Genomic DNA, 16,681 nt, shown 5'->3' with positions numbered 1-16,681 from the left:
TCCGGGACTTCCGCAGCAGCGCTCCCGGGTGTCGCTTCGCTCACCCGGGCTACAACAGCTCTACGACGCGCGCTGGGCCGCAGTCATCACGATGCGGATCAGATCGGCGGCATTGCGCGCGCCGAGCTTCTTCATGATGTTGGCGCGGTGATCCTCGATCGTGCGCGGGCTGATGCCGAGCGTGCGACCGGCTTCCTTGTTGGACGCACCGGAGGCGAACTGTTCGAGCACTTCGCGCTCTCTGCGTGTCAGCGGCTCGCGTCCGGGGAAATGCAGCGAGCCGAACTTCGGCGAGGCGTTCTCCGCCTGCCTGCGCGCATAGGCGCCGATCGCCTCGTCGAGCCGGCCGACGATCTCGCTGCCGCGGAACGGCTTCTCGATGAAGTCGAGCGCGCCGCTCTTGATCGCGCCCACCGCCATCGCGATGTCGCCCTGTCCCGAGATCATGAAGATCGGCGCTGGATAGTCCTCGCCGTGCAACTCCTTGAGAATGTCGAGGCCCGACTTTCCGGGAATGTGCACGTCGAGCAGGATCGCAGCAGGCGTACGGTTTCGTGCGACGGAGAGCAGCGCCGCGCCGTCCGCGAAGCAGATCACCTCATAGCCCGCCGCCTTCAACACCATCGACAGAGTGTCGCGAACGGCAGGATCGTCGTCGACCACGAAGATTTCACCGCGAGAATTTTGTTCGGCCATGTGCCACATCCGGTTGGCATGAAGGACTCGCGTCCGCGCCAATCGTTATGGCGTTCGGCGCGGATTCGGCCCACCCGTATTTGTACGGGACATGGACTTAACGCACAAGTAGCGGCAAGGTGCCTAATTGCGGGGTACGGAGAATATCCATGCTAAATTTCGCAGGCACACCCCCGCTCCTCGCGATGCCCCAAACTGACAGCCGTCAGTTGATCGCCGCCGATCTTCGCGCTCTGATCACACGGATCGAGAGCAGCATGCGCCTGATCGACGCCGCCATGATGGAAGCCGGCGTGCTGGAAACCAGCCTGGCGCACGGCGATCCAGCCGGTTCCACGGATATTTTCGTGCTCGACGACGTGACGCCGCGCTATGCGAGGGCGAGCGCCGCCCTCAACGCCTGTCGAGCGGGCCTTGACCAGGCCGTGCAATGCTTGTCGGAAGCCGGCAACCCGGCATAGATCGCGATCAGCGCAGCGCGCCGGCTGCATCCCACCGCATGGCAGCTCCGCAAGATCAGGCGCGGTGCCGTTCCACGATCGCATCGGTGGCGACGCCGCCCCAGGTGTGGATCGCGGGCAGGCCCATCGCGGTCTTGCCGAGATTGGCGAGGCTGATGCGCAGGGCCGCAAGATCGAGCGGCTTCGGCAGGCTTTGAAGCTCGATTCCGACGGAGCGGGCGAAGCTGCGGGCAGCACTGCGGCGCTTGCCGTCCATGCCGCTGACGACGATCACGGCACCGCCGAACTTCGCCGCCGCCATCTCGCGCAGCACATCGATGCCGTCGCCGTCCTCCAGCACCAGATCCAGCGTCACGCAATCGAAGCGGGCGGCGCGCAGCTTCTCGATCGCATCCGCCACGGACGGCGCCACGGTGACTTCGTGGCCGGCCTGCTTGGCGGCCACCGTGATCAGGCTGCGCTGCGTGGCGTCGTCATCGACCACCAGGAGCTGAAGCGCACGCCGTTCGGTGCCGTCGGGCAGGTTGGACGGGATGGGGGAAAGAGAACTTCTGGGCATTTCCGTATCCTGACATTGAGACCGTCAATGGATACACGGTTCGCGCTTAGGCGACGTAAAGCTGCTGTCGCGAATTCGTTCGGATGTTTTCAGAAAATGTGAAGCAAGCGGTCGGAAAAGGCGGCAATGGACCCGGGCAATCACGCCGCGGCGTCATGGCCGCCACCGGCACCGCGCTTCTTCCTGTTCTTGCCGCGCAGGAACTGGATGTCCATTTCGGCACCGTTGACGCGGACCAGCTCGCAGCGGCGGTAGGCGAGGCCCGTGGACGACAGCAGCAGGAAGAACTCCTTCAGGTTCAACCCCTGAATCGAGCCTTCCACCGTGAGAATGGCGTCGGTGTCGGAGATCGCGTTCAGCTTGCAGTCGCGACGCCAGGTACCGTCGATGGCCATGATGCAAACATCATAGCCGCGACTGAAAGTTACGCGTTCCGTACCCTTGCCATCCTCGGCCATGTCTATCGTCCTGCCACGGCCGCGAGGCGCGGCACCGCGACGGCGAGAGCGGGCTTGGCGGCTGCGGCACGCGGATCGTTCGGCTTGTAGAGGCCGCGCCGCTCCGGAAGCGGGCGGAACGTATCGGTCAGGCCGACCACGGTTTCGGCCGCGCCCAGCACCAAGAAGCCGTCCGGCTCGATCTGCCGCGCCAGCCGGTTGAAGATGTTGATCTTGGTGTCCTGGTCGAAATAGATCAGCACGTTGCGGCAGAAGATGACGTCGAAGGTGCCGAGCTGGGAAAAGTCGTGCAGCAGGTTGAGCTGGCGATGCTGGATCATCGCCCGCAATTCGGGATTGACCTGCCAGGTCTCGCCGGTCTGCTTGAAATATTTGACCAGCATCTGGATCGGCAGGCCGCGCTGCACCTCGAACTGGCTGTAGACGCCGGCCTTGGCTTTCTCGAGCACCTCCTGCGACAGGTCGGTCGCAATGATCTCGATGCGCCAGCCGGTGAGGGCCGCGCCCATTTCCTTCAGGCACATCGCCAGCGAATAGGGCTCCTGCCCGGTCGAGCCCGCGGCGCACCAGATGCGCACGCTGCGCTTGGCCGCGCGCGCCTTGATGATCTCGGGCATGATGGTGTCGCGGAAATGATCGAACGGGACCTTGTCGCGGAAGAAGAAGGTCTCGTTGGTGGTCATGGCCTCGACCACGTCGGTGATCAGCTGGCGCGAGCCGCCTTGCAGCTTCTGCACCAGCTCGGCGATGCCGGAGAGCCCGGCCTTGCGGGCGAGCGGCAGCAGGCGGCTTTCGATCAGATATTGCTTGTCTGCGGATAGGTCGAGCCCGGAATTGTCCTTCAGGAACTTACGCAGATACTCATACTCGGTCGGGGTCACGGAAGCCTCTTCGAAGCTGTACTGGAACACTCTGGCCAAAATGCGCGGGCCAGACTCACTCAGACCATGTCTTGTCCGACCGGAAGCAAGCCGACTTCAGCAAACTTGTCGGCGATGATGTCTTTGTCGAAGGGCTTCATGATGTACTCGTTGGCGCCGCCACTGAGCGCCTGGGCGATATGAGCCACATTGTTCTCGGTGGTGCAGAACACCACCTTGGGCTGGTCGCCGCCCGGCAGCCGGCGCATGTGGCCCATGAATTCGAAACCGTCCATGACAGGCATGTTCCAGTCGAGCAGCACCGCATCGGGCAGCTGCCGCTGGCAGATCTCGAGCGCCTTCGAGCCGTCCTCGGCCTCGGTTACCTCGAATTCCAGGCCTTCCAGGATCCGGCGAGCGATCTTGCGCACCACGCTGGAATCATCGACCACCAAACAGGTCTTCATGTTGGTTCTCCGGCTCCGATGTTCGTTGGCTCACGCAGCCATTTGCACTTTGGTTTCGAGCTCGAGGACACGGTCGACGTCGAGGACGACCATGAGCTGTCCGTCGAGGCGGTGGACGCCGCCGGCGAGCTTGGCCATGCGGGGATCGAGGTTGACGGGGTTTTCTTCCTTGCCGTCCTCGGGCAGGCGCAGCACCTCGCCGATCTGGTCGATCAGGAGGCCATAGGATTCGCCGCGCAGATCGACGCCGACCGCCATCGCCGTCTTGCCGTCCTCGGCCTTGGGCAGGCCGAGCCGGGCGCGCATGTCGACCACGGTGACGATGCGGCCGCGCAGATTGAGCACGCCGGCGATCTCGCGCGAGGCCAGCGGCACGCGGGTGACGCGCTCGGGCATGAACACGTCCTGGACGCGCGAGATCGGCAGGCCGAACAGCTGGCCGCCGATCATCGCGGTGACGTATTCGACCATGGCGCCTTCGCTGGATTGGGTCTTGCTGGTCATCGATCCATCTCCTGATCGCGAACACTGTTCTGTTTGAGCATGATCTTGGCGGAAAGCCGCTTCACACTTTTCCGGATCATGCTCTACGCCGCTGCCCGGCTCAGCTCGGAGGCGCCGGCGGCGCTCGCGGTCTGCTCCTTCAGCGCCGCAATCAGACCGGGACGGTCGAACTTGGCGACATAATCGTGGAAGCCGGCCTGGCGGCCGCGCTCGATCGCCGCCGGCGACACCAGCGCGGACAGGCCGATGATCGGCGTCGCGGCGAGGTTGTTGTCGGCGCGGATAACTTCCGCGAACTCGAACCCGTTCATGTCGGGCATCTCGATGTCGGTCAGGATCACGTCGAAGCTCTGGGCCCGCAGCGCCGCCAGGCCCTCCTGCGCGGTCGGCGCGGTGCGGACGCGGTAGCCGGCGGCCTTGAGCACCGGCGCCAGCATGTTGCGGAAGAACGCACTATCGTCGACCAGGAGCACCGACTGCGCGTGCAGCGACGGCTTCATCTCCTTGCGGGTGAACCAGTCGGAGAACGCCATCGGCAGGAAGTGGCCAACGTCGATCACCTCGGTGGCCTGGCCCTTGATCACGGCCGAGCCGAGAATGCCGCTGGAGGAGCCGCCGACCTCGATGTTGAGCCGTTCCTCGACGATGTCGATGATCTCGTCGACCACGAGGCCCATGGAGCGGCCGTCATCGGCGAACACCAGGATCGGCTGGGCGCCCTGGCTCGCGATGGTGACGCCTTCCATGGCCACCAGCGGCATCAGCTGCTCGCGGTACTGCACCATGTAGCGGCCGTTGCTGAACTCGATCTTGTCGGCGGGGAGCTCTTCCAGGCGCGTGACGAGCCCGAGCGGGACCGCCTTGGGCTGGGACGAGCCGGCGCGGAACACCAGGAGCGAGGTGGTCTGCTCGCCCGAGCCGATGTGATGGGCGCCATTCTCGTCGCCCATGTCATGGGCCGAGGAGCCGGCGGCGCCGAGCGCCTTGGCAATGCCGTTGGGGTCGATGATCATGATGACCGCGCCATCGCCCAGAATGGTGTTGCCGGAGAACATGTCGATGTGACGCAGTTTGGTCGACATCGGCTTCACCACGATCTCTTCCGTGTGGAAGACCCCGTCGACGACGATGCCAAAGGTCTGGCTGCCGACCTGGGTGACCACGATGAAGCCGTTCTCGGGATCGCTAGCCGCGCCGTCGTCGATCTTGAGCAGCTTCTTCAGATGGATCAGCGGCAAGAGCTTGTTGCGTAGGCGCAACACCGCGGTGTCCTTGATGCGCTCGATGCGGTGCTCGGAGTTGGCGCGGGCCCGCACCAGCTCGACCACCGAGAGCTGCGGGATCGCAAAACGGTCGCCGGCGGCCTCGACGATCAGGGCCGAGACGATGGCGAGCGTCAGCGGGATCTTGATGGTGACGGAAGAACCTTCGCCGGCCACGCTCTTGATGTCGATGGTGCCGCCGATCTGGTCGATATTGGTGCGCACCACGTCCATGCCGACGCCGCGGCCCGAGACCGAGGTGATGGCGGCAGCAGTGGAGAAGCCCGGCGCGAAGATGAACTTATGGATCTGGGCTTCGCTCATCTTCTCGAGCTCAGCCTCGGTGACGAGGCCTGACGAGAGCGCCTTGGCCTTGATCTTCTCGGTGTTGAGGCCGCGGCCGTTGTCGGCGATGCAGATGATGATGTGGCCGCCCTCGTGATAGGCGGACAGGCGAATGGTGCCCTGCTCGCCCTTGCCGCTCGCCAAGCGCTCGGCGGGGTCTCCAGGCCATGATCGGCGGAGTTGCGCACCATGTGGGTGAGCGGGTCCTTGATCAGGTCGAGCACCTGGCGGTCGAGCTCGGTGTCGGCGCCGTGCATCTCCAATTCGATCTGCTTGCCGAGTTCGCTCGAGAGGTCGCGGACGATGCGGGGCAGCTTCTGCCAGGCATTGCCGATCGGCTGCATGCGCGTCTTCATGACGCCTTCCTGCAGCTCGGCGGTGACGTTGGAGAGGCGCTGCAACGGCACCTTGAACTCGGTGTCCTCGTTGCGGCGGGAGATCTCCAGCAGCTGGTTGCGGGTCAAGACCAGCTCGGAGACCATGGTCATCAGGTGCTCCAGCGTATCCACGTTGACGCGGATCGACTGGTTGGCGATGCGGTCGCCCTCGCCGGCGCCCTCGTCGGCCATCGACTTCTTCGGTGCGGCCTTTTCCTTGGCCGCCGGCTTTGCAGCTTCCTTCGCCGCGGGCGCCTCAGCAGCCGGCGCGGGGGCGGCCTTTGCTTCGGCCTTGGCAACCGGCGCAGGCACCGGCGCTTCGATCGCGGTCTCGCGGAAGGCGCGCTCGAGCTCGTCGAGCGAGACCTCGCCCGGACGCAAGGGGCGCTCCAGCGTCTGCTCGATCAGCGAGCCCGTGGTCATCTCCTTGGCGGGCGCAGCGGCGGCCGGGGCTTCCGGCACCAGCGGCGGGGCCTCGGCAACGGGAGCGGCTCCAGCGGCCATGGCCGCCATGCCCTGCTCGACCATCGCTTCCAGCTTGTCGATGAGGTCGCGGTCGTTGCCCTCAGGCTCGGCTTCGGTCGCCTCGAGCCCGGCCAAAATCTCCTTGATGCGGTCGATCGAGGACAGGATCACCGTCACCGCCTGCCCGGTCACCGGCATGCCGTCACGGAATTTGCCCATCAAGGTCTCGCCGGCATGGGCCAGCGCTTCGAGCCGGGGCAGGCCGAGGAAGCCGCAGGTGCCCTTGATGGTGTGAACCAGGCGGAAGATGTTATCGAGAATCTTGGCGTTGTTCGGCTCCTGCTCGAACTTCACCAATTGATTGTCTACGGTGTCCAGGCTCTCGCTGGTCTCCGTCAAAAACTCCCGCAACAGATCATCCATGAGCTACGCCTTACTGACCTGACCCTGGACTTCGACGCCTGGGCCACCCTTGGCACGGACGGAAGTCCTCTTCTGGATCGTTAGACATCCCCTTTCACAGTCCCGTTAATTTCATCCTCCGTGCTAATACGGATATTGAAGAGAAGTTTGCGGTTTGACGGCATGCAGCAGCGCCTTTCGGCAGAGCCGGCTCAGCGTCGCAGCAGCACGGAGGCGAGAGGTGAACGGCCCGGTCACAGCGAGGCGCAGCGCGCAGGAAAAGTCCTGCCCGCGAAGGACGATAGGCTCGGCTCGCGGGACATTGAACCGAGCCGCCTGCAATCGGGAGCGCACGCGCCCGCCTCGTTTCGCCTCGCCGCCGCGCTCCGCAAGGTCCGCACATGCGGTAAACGAACGGTTACCTCGCCACCATGGCGGGCCGTGGCGCGCTAACCGAAGCGCGCGGCCGAGGCAATGCCGCCATCGGGACGATGCTCTGCCAGGCAATCGTTGATGGCAGCGAGCAGCGCATGCGGCGTGAACGGCTTGCGCAGACAGCGTGCGGCACCGAGCTCCAGCGCCATCCGCAGGAAATCGGGAGCGGGCGAATTCAGATTCGCAAAAGCGTAGCCGGACATCGCGATCAGCGGAACGACCGGCGCGCGCTCGTGGAAGATCCGGATGGATTCGAAGCCACGCATGTGCGGCATGAAGATATCGATGATCATGAGATCGATATCGCCCTGCTCGAGGGCACGCAGCCCCGCTTCACCTCCATCGGCAATCGTCACCCGAAAATTGTTGCGCTGAAGATAGATCTCGATGGCCATGCACACCATCGGGTCGTCGTCGACAACGAGAATGTGGCGTAGACTTTCGGTCCCGGTATGAGCTTCCCGTTTGGGCGATTCAATAATCGAACCGTGGGGCACGCCTTGCTCCTTTGCTTTTCATCAAGAGGGGAATGGTCGCAAACGTCTCAGGCGGTCCGAGAAAACCGATACGACCGAGCTGAAGTCCACGGTCACCGGGCGCCAAGGTTCAGGGCAAGGTTCAATGACTGCAAGCGCTCGTCCCACGGACGAGGCGACGCGGCTCGACCGGCGTCCGATGGCAGCACGGATGCAATGCTTCCGGCTCATGAAGGCCCCTCTACCGCTTTTTCCTGCATATCCTTGCAGGGTGCACGCCCACTCGTGAGCGAATCAGCGCGCTTCTTACTTCCGCCGCAAATGAGACAGCCTGTCTGCCTCTAACGGGTATATGGACGTCATTACAACCTTTACTATAATATCTATTCGCCGCGCAACTGACCAGGAACAGGCGCCGCGCCGATCGTCCACCGAACCCGTCGGATTGACCTCTATGACCGCCAGCGGCCGCCCGCCCAATCAGCTCCTGCAATTGCTCGACGCGGTGGATTTCGATCTGCTGCACCCGCATCGGGCGACGGTCGAAATGGTCAGGAAATCTGTCCTGGCAGAGGCGGACGCTGCGCTCGGATATGTCTATCAAGGCCCATCACCAGCGCTTGGTGGAAGCCTTGCCATGGGGAACTCGGCGCAATCGATTGTGTACTGCATGCATGCAGTGGCGGAAAGATTGTTCGATCCGGACAACTTGTCCCAATTGCCAATATATCCCGACGTGAACATGATGGAACCTGCCGACGCGGGACGCAATTTGGCCTATAGCGCTTCGATGCTACGGGAAACGGGAGGCAGCTTTGGAAACGATGGTGCGCCCATCCAACGGTTTCCTGTCCGCACTGCCGGCAGACGATTATGAACTGCTCCGCCCGCATCTGCGAACGGTCGATCTGCCTCATGACGCCGTGCTGGTCGAGACCGGCGAGACGCTGAGGCGCGCCTATTTTCTCCACCGCGGTGTCATCTCGCTGGTGGTGAAACTCGCCAAGGGCGAGCATGTGCAGGTCGCCATGATCGGCCGTGACAGCCTGCTCGGGGCGCTCTCGATCTTGGGCGATGCATGCGCGTTGAACACTGCCATCGTGTTGGTTCCAGGCCTCGCATCGGTGATGGATCTCGACCGGCTGCAGATGGCCGCTGACCAGAGCAGCGCCTTGCGCGCGTTGCTGACGCGCCACGGCCTTGCAGTCTACGCCCAGGTTCAGCAGACCGCTGGGTGCAACGCCGCCCATCCGGTGGAGTCGCGGCTGTCGCGCTGCCTGTTGCACACGCATGACCTGTCGGGCGACTACCGCCTGCTGCTGACCCAGGAGGCCATGGCGCAGATGATCGGGGCGCGCCGCAACAGCGTGTCGCTGGTCGCCAACACCTTGCAGCAGGCCAATTTCATCCATTACAGCCGCGGACACATCCAGATCGTCAACCTCGAAGGCCTGCGCCAGACGGCGTGCGAATGCTACGCCACGGTGAAGGCCCAGTACGACCGGCTGCTCGGCGCGCGCTGACCGCCGCGCGCGCATGGTAAATCGCCGGCTAATGCCGACGCACAAACACCTGACGTCCTGCTACCGGAACCGAAATTCGAATGCCGTAGACACGAAACGTGCTCGCGCGCCGGGACGTGCTGCGCGACGAATGACCGTGATCAAGGCAGCAAGGCCATGTTTGAAGCTACCATCGCCCCCGCGCAGGAGGCGCCCGATACCGAGCCCGCGCGCGAGCCGCGCGCCTATGAAGCGCTGGTGCGCGAGATCGGCGAGGACGGCGCCCGTGAAGTGCGCGAGGTGTTCTGGAGCGAGACCTGCGCGCGCCTGCAACTGTTCCGTACGCTCGCGCTCGCGCAGCACCACGCTAGGATCGCGCGCGAAGCGCATTCGCTGAAGAGCGCGGCCGGAAGCTTTGGCTATGTCAGGCTCGCGGCACTGGCGCGGACGCTGGAAAAGACCGCGGAGAAGCTCGGCGATGCCGAATTCCGCGAGCTTCTGGACCGGATGGATGCCGCCTACGCCGCCGCGCGCGCACAGGAGCCGCGAGGCTAACCACTCGCGCGTGCATTCCCGCCGTACTTCTACGGCTTGGGATTTTTAGAGATGGCTAATCATAGGTGGCGATAGTCCCGGGAAACCAGGAGGGTTTCCATGTTCACCTACGAGACCGCGGACCAGAAAGAGGTTCGCCGCTTCCGCATCGCTCAGTTCAACGGCCGGATGGCGACGGTGAAGGCGGGCGATTCGACGGTGACCGGCTTCGTGCGTTCGGTGCTGGAGCAGGAATCGAGCATGCCTCCGCGCTGGACCATCACGATCATCCCGAACGGACCGAAGCAGGAGATCAAGCCGCTGCGTCCCACCTCGCGCGTGCGCCCCTTCGCCGAAGACTATTTCTGAGCGCGATCGGGTTTTGAGACGTCTCGAGAAATAGCGGGTCTGGTCTGCATCGCCTGCCGGCGATGCTACACGCCGGCCTCAATCGATTGAATGCAGCAGCGCCGCACGGACGAGGTCCGCGGTGTTGCGCGCGCCGAGCTTGCGCATCGCCTCGGCTCGATGGCTCTCGAACGTGCGCGGACTGATCTGCATCCGAAGCGCGCCCTGCTTGTTCGAGTAGCCTTCGCTGATCAGTCTCAGCACCTCGCGCTCGCGCTTGGTCAGGCGCTTCTGGCCCGACGGGCCGAGAAGTTCAGCATTCGGCACGCGCTGGGGTTGCTGTACGCGCACAGCCTTCGCGTCGGTGTCCTCGACGCTGGAGGGGATCGGCGGGCCACCCTTGTGAGGGCCGGCAAGCTGCTTGACCAGGCCGCAAACCCGCTCGGTCTGTGCCAACGCGTTCTCGATCACCCGTTGCAAATAGGCACGGTCGCCGGTGACGGGCGCAAGCTGATCGCTGTGATGCTTGATCTCGCCCATATAGAGCAGGAGCGCAGTCAGAGGGCCGTTGAGCTCGCGGGCGATGGCAGCCGCCATCTCGTCGGCCGCCTTGGCCCTGACGGCGCTCAGGCGGACGAAATCGAGCTCTTCAGTTGGAGCGGCGCTGCTTTCGTACCATTCCGACGGCCGCGAATCGGCGGCCGTATCATTCTGTGACCCCATGTCACTCATTTAGCGGAACCCGGGGCGGTCTGTGGTTAACTTTTTGCTCCGTAAGACTACGGTGATTTTGGCAGTTTTGCGCTAAAAAGGCGACGTCGGCACAATTTGTGCTTGCGCGCGGTCGCGCGCGACCATGCAACGGTTGCGTCTCCGGCGGAAATTTCGGGCGAACGGGCGGAAAACGCCTAAACCGCCGCTCTCGCCGGACGGCGCCCCCCGATTTTTACGGAATAATTAACGGCGACTTGCTTCTCTTAGCGAGGTTGAGAGCGCGCAAATGCCTCCACGCATTGGGCCCGCACGCCCGCGGGAAACGCTGCGAAAGATTGCGTGCCATGAACGAGATTGATCGGCTGTCGGAATTCTTGCAGAGGCTGACGCCGCTGTCGCGGAGTTGTTTGCTCAGCGAGCTCGAGCGGCTCGAGCTGTGCGGCATCGACATGCCGGGTTCGGCCGACATCCAGGCCCGCCTGCGCGCCGAATTCCGCAAGGATGGATCGACCCAGGCGCGCGCCACCAGCCCTTCGCGCTATTTCTTCGCGCCGCTCGAACTGCTTCTGATCGACGGCGCGCCCGAGCACGCCAATCTGGGGCGGATCTCGCGCAACACCCTGACGCCGATCTGGGAATGGATCTGTCGCGACCTGCTGCCGACCATGGCCCGCGACTACATCAAGGCAATCAACGATCAGGTCGCTGCCAACAACCCCAAGGAAGTCTTGAAGATCGCGTCGACCTTCCAGACCAAGGTCACGAAGGTTCTCGAGAGCACCTTCGCGTCGGCGGAGAGCACCGAATTCGCGCGCGGCAAGCTCGCGCAGTACACGGCGTCACGCAGCGCCTTCGATGACGTCAAGAAGATGCTGCAGGTGCTGCGCGCCGGCGATGCGCTGGCGAAATTCAACGAAAAGCTGCCCGAGAAGATCGCGAAGTTCGACGACAGCCGGGTTGCTCAAATCACCACGCAACTCGATGCCTTCAAGAAGGCCCATCCCGAGGCACTGCCCTACGCGCTGGCGCTGGTGGCGCGACGCCTGACGACGTCCTGGCAGCTGGTGCGTCTCGCCACCAAGGCCGCCGCCAGCAAGAGCGCCGCTGACGTCGCCGCCACGCCCTACGCCTGCGTCGTTCACATGGTGCTCGACCGGCTCGACGACAAGCGCCTCGCACTTCGTATCGCGCTCCGGCACAACCGGGTGCTGATCGCACGCGACCTGCTCACCGAGATCTACGACACCGAATATGCACTCAGGGTGCGCATCGACGGCATCGAACAATGCGAATGGGGCATCCGCCTTCAGCAATTGATGGACGCGATCGCAGCACTGGTGTCGGCCGAGGTGAGTCGCTTCCCCGCCAATGTCGGCCATATTCTCGGCTCACGCCGGCTGCGCAGCTACGACACGCTCGGCGGCAAGCTGACTTATCTGGCCTGGAAGGGACGCGACGCGATGCAGGACGGCGCGGCGGCGTTTCGCAAATTGATCGGGCAGACCTGATATCGCGACGCGCGCCTGAAGCATGATCCGGAGAAGTGCGAAGCGGCCTTCCGGAAGATCATGTGCAAGCTTTAGTGTGCGCGCGGCATGCACAGGAAGCGATCGAGAAATCGCCCTGACATCACGATCCTGAACCACCAAAAGATCAACCGCCGCGTCGTCATTGTCGCAAATCCTCGACAGCCCTCCACCGGCTGTGCCGAGCATTAGCGCAGGTGCAGCAATGGGCGTGTGATGCGCTTCACATTCGCACCAGCGGGCCTTGCCGGCTTGTCGCAGAACTGTCGCGAGCGAAGGCAGGACTACGCGCACATCGCGCGAGAAACGAATCGCGTAGCACGTCCGCCGCAATATCGCCACGCCGACCAGGGGCGATTCGGCTCCGGTTCACCGCCTTCGTCGGGCACGATCGCGTCGTACGCCTCAAAAGCACCACCGGCAATTAATCCTCCGAGACTCCGCCGTTGCACCGAAAGGGCACACGACTTTGTCGCCGCCTGCATTCGGCGCCAAGCACGACACAGGCGATATCGCGCGAGAGAAATTCCGCATGCGCCGGCAGCTCGTTGCAGATGCGGTGCTCCGGTATGCGAATCCTTTGCGAAGAATCTGTCGACAAATTAGCTCGAGTTGCAGGGTTTAACGTTACTCAAATAATTCAACAACGAAGTGAAGCTCTCCTTATTTGAACCCACGCTCGGCGTTTAAGAAACTGTCACGGAACGGGAGTGGTGTACGATGAACGATGGGATGGTTGAACTCGTCGGACGAAGGCCTGTGACCTTCGGACGGCGAAAGGTGACGCCGCGCGCCTGCGTGGCCGACAGCAAGCGTCACTTGCGAGCTTTCCTCAGCGAAGTGCTCGAGGACCTCGGGTTCGTCACCAGCGAATGCGCCAGCGCGGACGAGCTGCAGACCGTGCTCGCCAGCGAGTTGCCGGATCTGATCCTGCTCGGCGTGGCTACCGACGGCATCGAGCCGGGACGGTTCCTGGAGATCTTGGTCCGCGAGGCCTTCGCCGGAAAAGTTCTGGCGGTCGGCGCCCGCGAATCGATCATCGTCAGAGCGGTGCGGCAGGTCGGCGAGGAATATGGCCTTGCCATGCTGCCGCCGTTGACCACGCCCTTTGCCGCGGAGACGCTGCGCGAGCGTGTCGCGATGCTGCTGCCGGACGAGCCGGCGCCAAGCCCGGCCGTACATGTCGGCGAAGCCTTGCACGCCGGCTGGCTCGAGCTGTGGTACCAGTCGAAGATCGACGCACGCACGCTGGTCCGCCGCGGCGCCGAGGCGTTGGTGCGGATGCGGCATCCGACCTGGGGCGTCGTGCCGCCGGCCTATTTCATTTCGGAGCCGCACGATCCGCATCTGCGCGCTCTCTCGGAATTCGTGATCGACCGCGCCATGCAGGACTGGCACTATCTTCTGGAACAACAAAGCCCGGTCGATCTGTCGATCAATCTGCCCGCTTCCTATCTCAAAGAACCGCAGGCGGTGCGCGATCTCTGCCGTCGCATGCCGACGCATCCGGCCTTCGGCGGGCTGACGGTCGAGATCGACAGCGAGGAGGCGATCCGCGATCTCGATCTCCTGACGGAGGTCGCGCGCGAGGTCGGCCTGCACAATATCGGCCTCTCGATCGACAATCTCGGCGCCAACTGGCCGTCGCTGATGGAGCTGGACCGGATTCCATTCGTGAAGCTGAAGGCGGACCGGCAGTTCGTCACCGGCAGCGGCAATGATCGGCTCAAGCGCACGGTGTGCCGCCACATCGTCGAGCTCGCGCAGGGTTATGGCGCGCACGCGGTGGCGCAAGGGGTCGAGAGCCGCGCCGACCTCGTCATGGCCAACGAGCTCGGCTTCGACTTCGTGCAGGGCTTCCTGTTCGGCAAGCCGATGCCGCTGAAGAAATTCGCGCGCTCGACGCTGACGAAGACCGTGATGGAGTGAGCGTGAGGCCCAACCCTCACGCAAACCGCCGCGCGAAGAAGACGCAGGCGACTACGAGCACGGTCGCGGCGATCATGCTCCAGGCGACGGGCTCGTGTAGCAAGAGGCCCGCGAGCGCGAGGCCGAAGAACGGCTGGAGCTGTTGCAGCTGGCCGACGCGCGCAATGCCGCCGAGCGCAAGGCCGCGATACCAGAAGATGAAGCCGACGAACATGCTGAAGATCGAGACGTAAGCGAGCCCGATCCAGGCGGACGCGCTGACCCCGCTCCAGGACGGCGGCCAGGTCCAGACTGCGAGGGGGATCATCAGCGGCAGCGCAAGCAGCAGCGCCCAGGAGATCACCTGCCAGCCGCCGAGCCGGCGCGACAGCGCCGCTCCCTCGGCATAGCCGAGCCCGCACAGCACGATTGCCGCGACCATCAGGAGATCGCCGGTGAGCGAGGCCGAGCCGCCGCCGGACAAGGCAAAGCCGGCCACCGTGGCGCTGCCGAGGATCGCAAACAGCCAGAACAGCGGCTGCGGCCGCTCGCCGCCGCGCAGCACGGCGAAGATCGCCGTCGACAATGGCAAGAGGCCGATGAAGACGATCGAATGCGCCGAGGTGATGTGCTGGAGCGCGAGCGCCGTCAGCAGAGGGAAGCCGACCACGACGCCGACGGCGACGATGGCGAGGGAGGCGAGATCACTCCGCTTCGGCCAGGCCTGACGGAGCAGGCCGAGCACGGCCAGAGCGATCAGCGCGGCGATGAGCGCGCGCACCGACGTCAGGAACAGCGCGGAGAAGCCGCCGACCGCAACGCGCGTCGCCGGCAGGGAGCCACTGAAGATGATGACGCCGAGAAGGCCGTTGCCCCAGCCGCTGGCGGAAGAGTGCATGTTGGTCTCGCTTGGGTAGGAGGCGGCGGAGGTGGTGCCGTGGCGGTTGAACGCCTCGCGTTCAGCCATGGAACAACGAAACTGCGAAAACAACCCCATGCACAGTAGACGGGGGTTGCAATATCAATGGGTTAGGTGGGCGGAATTGGGTGGACTCGGCGGGCAAGTGTTCAAGAGCACGACGCGGCAAGTTGCGCGAGCTGAGTGCGCGCCTCGTCCTTCGAGACGACCGCTTTCAGCGGTCTCCTCAGGATGAGGCTAAGCAGCATCGGAGCCTGTTGAAATTGGCGCAGCATCCTCGTTCCTCATCCTGAGGGCCCGCCGCGACGGCGATCGTCTCGACGGATGGCCACAGGCGAATTGCTTGCATATGCGATAACCCTCCCGCAAACGGGAGAGGTTGCACCCAGCCCGCGACAATCGATTCAACCCAAAGCCATTCCGCTCTAGTTTCCCTTGATGCCGGCCTCGCTGATCAGCTTGCCCCATTTCGCGCTTTCGCTCTGGATGAAGTTGCCGAACTGCTCGGGCGAGGTCGGCGCGGGCTCCGCGCCGAGGGTGCGGATCTTCTCCGCCACGGCAGGATCCTTCAGCCCTTTGGTGAAGGCTTCGTTCAGCCGGCCGATGACATCCGCGGGCGTGCCGGCGGGCGCAACGAGCCCGAACCAGCCCACGGATTCAAAGCCGGCAATGCCGCTCTCGGCCAGCGTCGGGACGTCGGGCAACGAAGGAAGACGGCGCGCGGAGGACACACCGATCGCGTTGAGCTTGCCCTCGAGGATCAATTGCCGCGACGCCGGAATGTCCAGCACCGCGAAGGGGACATGGCCTGCAAGAACATCGACCGTCGCCGGCGCCGTCCCGCGATAGGGGACCAGCTCCATCGCGATTCCTGTCTTGTGCGTGAACAGCGCAGCCGTCAAATGCATCGCGGTCGAGTTGCCGCCATGCCCGATCGACAGCGCGCCCGGCTTGGCCTTGGCGAGCGCGATCGTCTCCGCGGCGTTGTGTGCCGGGATATTGGCGGACGCGACCAGCACAAAGGGAATTTCCGCGAGCAGGGTGATGGGCGCGAGATCCTTCAGCTCGAACGGCATCGCGGCATTGAGGTGCGGGTTCACAGTGAGCGCGCCCGCCGGCGCGACGCCGAGCGTGTAGCCGTCGGGCTTGGCCTGCGCGACCGCGGCCATGCCGATGTTGCCGCCGGCGCCCGCGCGGTTCTCGATGACCAGGCTCTGCTTGAGCTCGGCGGCGACGAGAGGTTCGAGCGCGCGGATGACGGTGTCGGCGCTGCCGCCGGGCGGGAAGGTCACGATGACCTTGATCAATTGCTCAGGATAGGCGCCTGCCTGCAGCGGCAATACGGCGAAGGTTGCAGCCGTCAGCACGGCCAGGATGCAGCGCCTTGCAACGTGAAGCACGTTCTCCTCCTTAAGTGCGCTCTTGCTTGAAACAGCCGGGCAGCCGGGCCGCCGGGCTGTCCG

At 64.2% G+C, this 16,681-nt stretch carries 17 protein-coding genes and 1 pseudogene; 7 read left to right on the top strand and 11 right to left on the bottom strand.

Annotated elements, in window-relative coordinates; all coding sequences use genetic code 11:
- Nucleotides 1-60 precede the first annotated feature (60 nt).
- Nucleotides 61-696, bottom strand: a complete 636-nt coding sequence (locus P6U31_RS02105) for a response regulator transcription factor (protein ID WP_200497279.1) — start codon at nucleotides 694-696, stop codon at nucleotides 61-63.
- Between the two features lie 257 nt (nucleotides 697-953).
- Between P6U31_RS02105 and P6U31_RS02100 the strand changes: the two genes are divergently transcribed.
- Nucleotides 954-1,157 (top strand): hypothetical protein, encoded by a 204-nt coding sequence (locus P6U31_RS02100; RefSeq protein WP_407186629.1) that lies wholly within the window; start codon nucleotides 954-956, stop codon nucleotides 1,155-1,157.
- 55 nt (nucleotides 1,158-1,212) lie between these two features.
- Here P6U31_RS02100 and P6U31_RS02095 read toward each other — a convergent pair whose 3' ends face one another.
- The 7 genes and pseudogenes from P6U31_RS02095 to P6U31_RS02065 form a co-directional block, all read right to left on the bottom strand.
- Nucleotides 1,213-1,716, bottom strand: a complete 504-nt coding sequence (locus tag P6U31_RS02095) for a response regulator (RefSeq protein WP_128929002.1) — start codon at nucleotides 1,714-1,716, stop codon at nucleotides 1,213-1,215.
- Between the two features lie 140 nt (nucleotides 1,717-1,856).
- A complete protein-coding gene (locus P6U31_RS02090; RefSeq protein ID WP_128929001.1) occupies nucleotides 1,857-2,174 on the bottom strand; it encodes a PilZ domain-containing protein in 318 nt (105 codons plus the stop codon).
- A gap of 2 nt (nucleotides 2,175-2,176) precedes the next feature.
- Complete coding sequence (locus tag P6U31_RS02085; RefSeq protein ID WP_407186628.1) at nucleotides 2,177-3,055, bottom strand: CheR family methyltransferase; 879 nt, start codon at nucleotides 3,053-3,055, stop codon at nucleotides 2,177-2,179.
- Between the two features lie 59 nt (nucleotides 3,056-3,114).
- A complete protein-coding gene (locus P6U31_RS02080) occupies nucleotides 3,115-3,501 on the bottom strand; it encodes a PleD family two-component system response regulator (protein ID WP_407186627.1) in 387 nt (128 codons plus the stop codon).
- A 30-nt stretch (nucleotides 3,502-3,531) separates the two neighbouring features.
- Nucleotides 3,532-4,005 carry a chemotaxis protein CheW gene (locus P6U31_RS02075; RefSeq protein WP_407186626.1) on the bottom strand — a complete coding sequence of 158 codons (474 nt, stop codon included), beginning with the start codon at nucleotides 4,003-4,005 and terminating at the stop codon, nucleotides 3,532-3,534.
- A gap of 83 nt (nucleotides 4,006-4,088) precedes the next feature.
- A pseudogene (locus P6U31_RS02070) lies at nucleotides 4,089-6,877 on the bottom strand (chemotaxis protein CheW).
- Nucleotides 6,878-7,305: 428 nt separating this feature from the next.
- Nucleotides 7,306-7,788: a response regulator gene (locus P6U31_RS02065; protein ID WP_407186625.1), complete on the bottom strand. Its 483-nt coding sequence runs from the start codon at nucleotides 7,786-7,788 to the stop codon at nucleotides 7,306-7,308.
- Nucleotides 7,789-8,221: 433 nt separating this feature from the next.
- Between P6U31_RS02065 and P6U31_RS02060 the strand changes: the two genes are divergently transcribed.
- The 4 genes from P6U31_RS02060 (at nucleotide 8,222) to P6U31_RS02045 (ending at nucleotide 10,172) form a co-directional block, all read left to right on the top strand.
- A complete protein-coding gene (locus tag P6U31_RS02060) occupies nucleotides 8,222-8,644 on the top strand; it encodes a hypothetical protein (RefSeq protein ID WP_407186624.1) in 423 nt (140 codons plus the stop codon).
- The gene (locus P6U31_RS02055; protein WP_407186623.1) at nucleotides 8,592-9,290 is read left to right on the top strand and encodes a Crp/Fnr family transcriptional regulator; all 699 of its coding nucleotides are present in this window, start codon (nucleotides 8,592-8,594) and stop codon (nucleotides 9,288-9,290) included. Before P6U31_RS02060 ends, P6U31_RS02055 begins: the two co-directional genes overlap by 53 nt.
- A 156-nt stretch (nucleotides 9,291-9,446) precedes the next feature.
- Nucleotides 9,447-9,824, top strand: coding sequence for an Hpt domain-containing protein (locus P6U31_RS02050; protein WP_407186622.1), 378 nt, complete (start codon nucleotides 9,447-9,449; stop codon nucleotides 9,822-9,824).
- A gap of 99 nt (nucleotides 9,825-9,923) precedes the next feature.
- Complete coding sequence (locus P6U31_RS02045; RefSeq protein ID WP_407186621.1) at nucleotides 9,924-10,172, top strand: hypothetical protein; 249 nt, start codon at nucleotides 9,924-9,926, stop codon at nucleotides 10,170-10,172.
- A gap of 78 nt (nucleotides 10,173-10,250) precedes the next feature.
- Here P6U31_RS02045 and P6U31_RS02040 read toward each other — a convergent pair whose 3' ends face one another.
- The gene (locus P6U31_RS02040) at nucleotides 10,251-10,874 is read right to left on the bottom strand and encodes a response regulator transcription factor (protein WP_407186620.1); all 624 of its coding nucleotides are present in this window, start codon (nucleotides 10,872-10,874) and stop codon (nucleotides 10,251-10,253) included.
- A gap of 335 nt (nucleotides 10,875-11,209) precedes the next feature.
- Between P6U31_RS02040 and P6U31_RS02035 the strand changes: the two genes are divergently transcribed.
- Nucleotides 11,210-12,373: a hypothetical protein gene (locus P6U31_RS02035; protein ID WP_407186619.1), complete on the top strand. Its 1,164-nt coding sequence runs from the start codon at nucleotides 11,210-11,212 to the stop codon at nucleotides 12,371-12,373.
- A 738-nt stretch (nucleotides 12,374-13,111) separates the two neighbouring features.
- The gene (locus P6U31_RS02030) at nucleotides 13,112-14,320 is read left to right on the top strand and encodes an EAL domain-containing protein (RefSeq protein WP_407186618.1); all 1,209 of its coding nucleotides are present in this window, start codon (nucleotides 13,112-13,114) and stop codon (nucleotides 14,318-14,320) included.
- A 16-nt stretch (nucleotides 14,321-14,336) separates the two neighbouring features.
- Here the strand turns inward: P6U31_RS02030 and P6U31_RS02025 are convergent, their stop codons facing one another.
- Together P6U31_RS02025 and P6U31_RS02020 are read right to left on the bottom strand one after the other, a co-directional pair.
- The gene (locus P6U31_RS02025; RefSeq protein ID WP_407190067.1) at nucleotides 14,337-15,197 is read right to left on the bottom strand and encodes a DMT family transporter; all 861 of its coding nucleotides are present in this window, start codon (nucleotides 15,195-15,197) and stop codon (nucleotides 14,337-14,339) included.
- 446 nt (nucleotides 15,198-15,643) lie between these two features.
- Complete coding sequence (locus tag P6U31_RS02020; RefSeq protein ID WP_407186617.1) at nucleotides 15,644-16,618, bottom strand: Bug family tripartite tricarboxylate transporter substrate binding protein; 975 nt, start codon at nucleotides 16,616-16,618, stop codon at nucleotides 15,644-15,646.
- Between the last annotated feature and the right edge of the window lie 63 nt (nucleotides 16,619-16,681).

Origin of the sequence: Bradyrhizobium centrosematis (assembly GCF_045571495.1) — a bacterium.
Taxonomy (GTDB): domain Bacteria; phylum Pseudomonadota; class Alphaproteobacteria; order Rhizobiales; family Xanthobacteraceae; genus Bradyrhizobium; species Bradyrhizobium centrosematis.
Note: the sequence above shows the minus strand (reverse complement) of the source record. Positions and strands in the feature narration are given on the sequence as shown.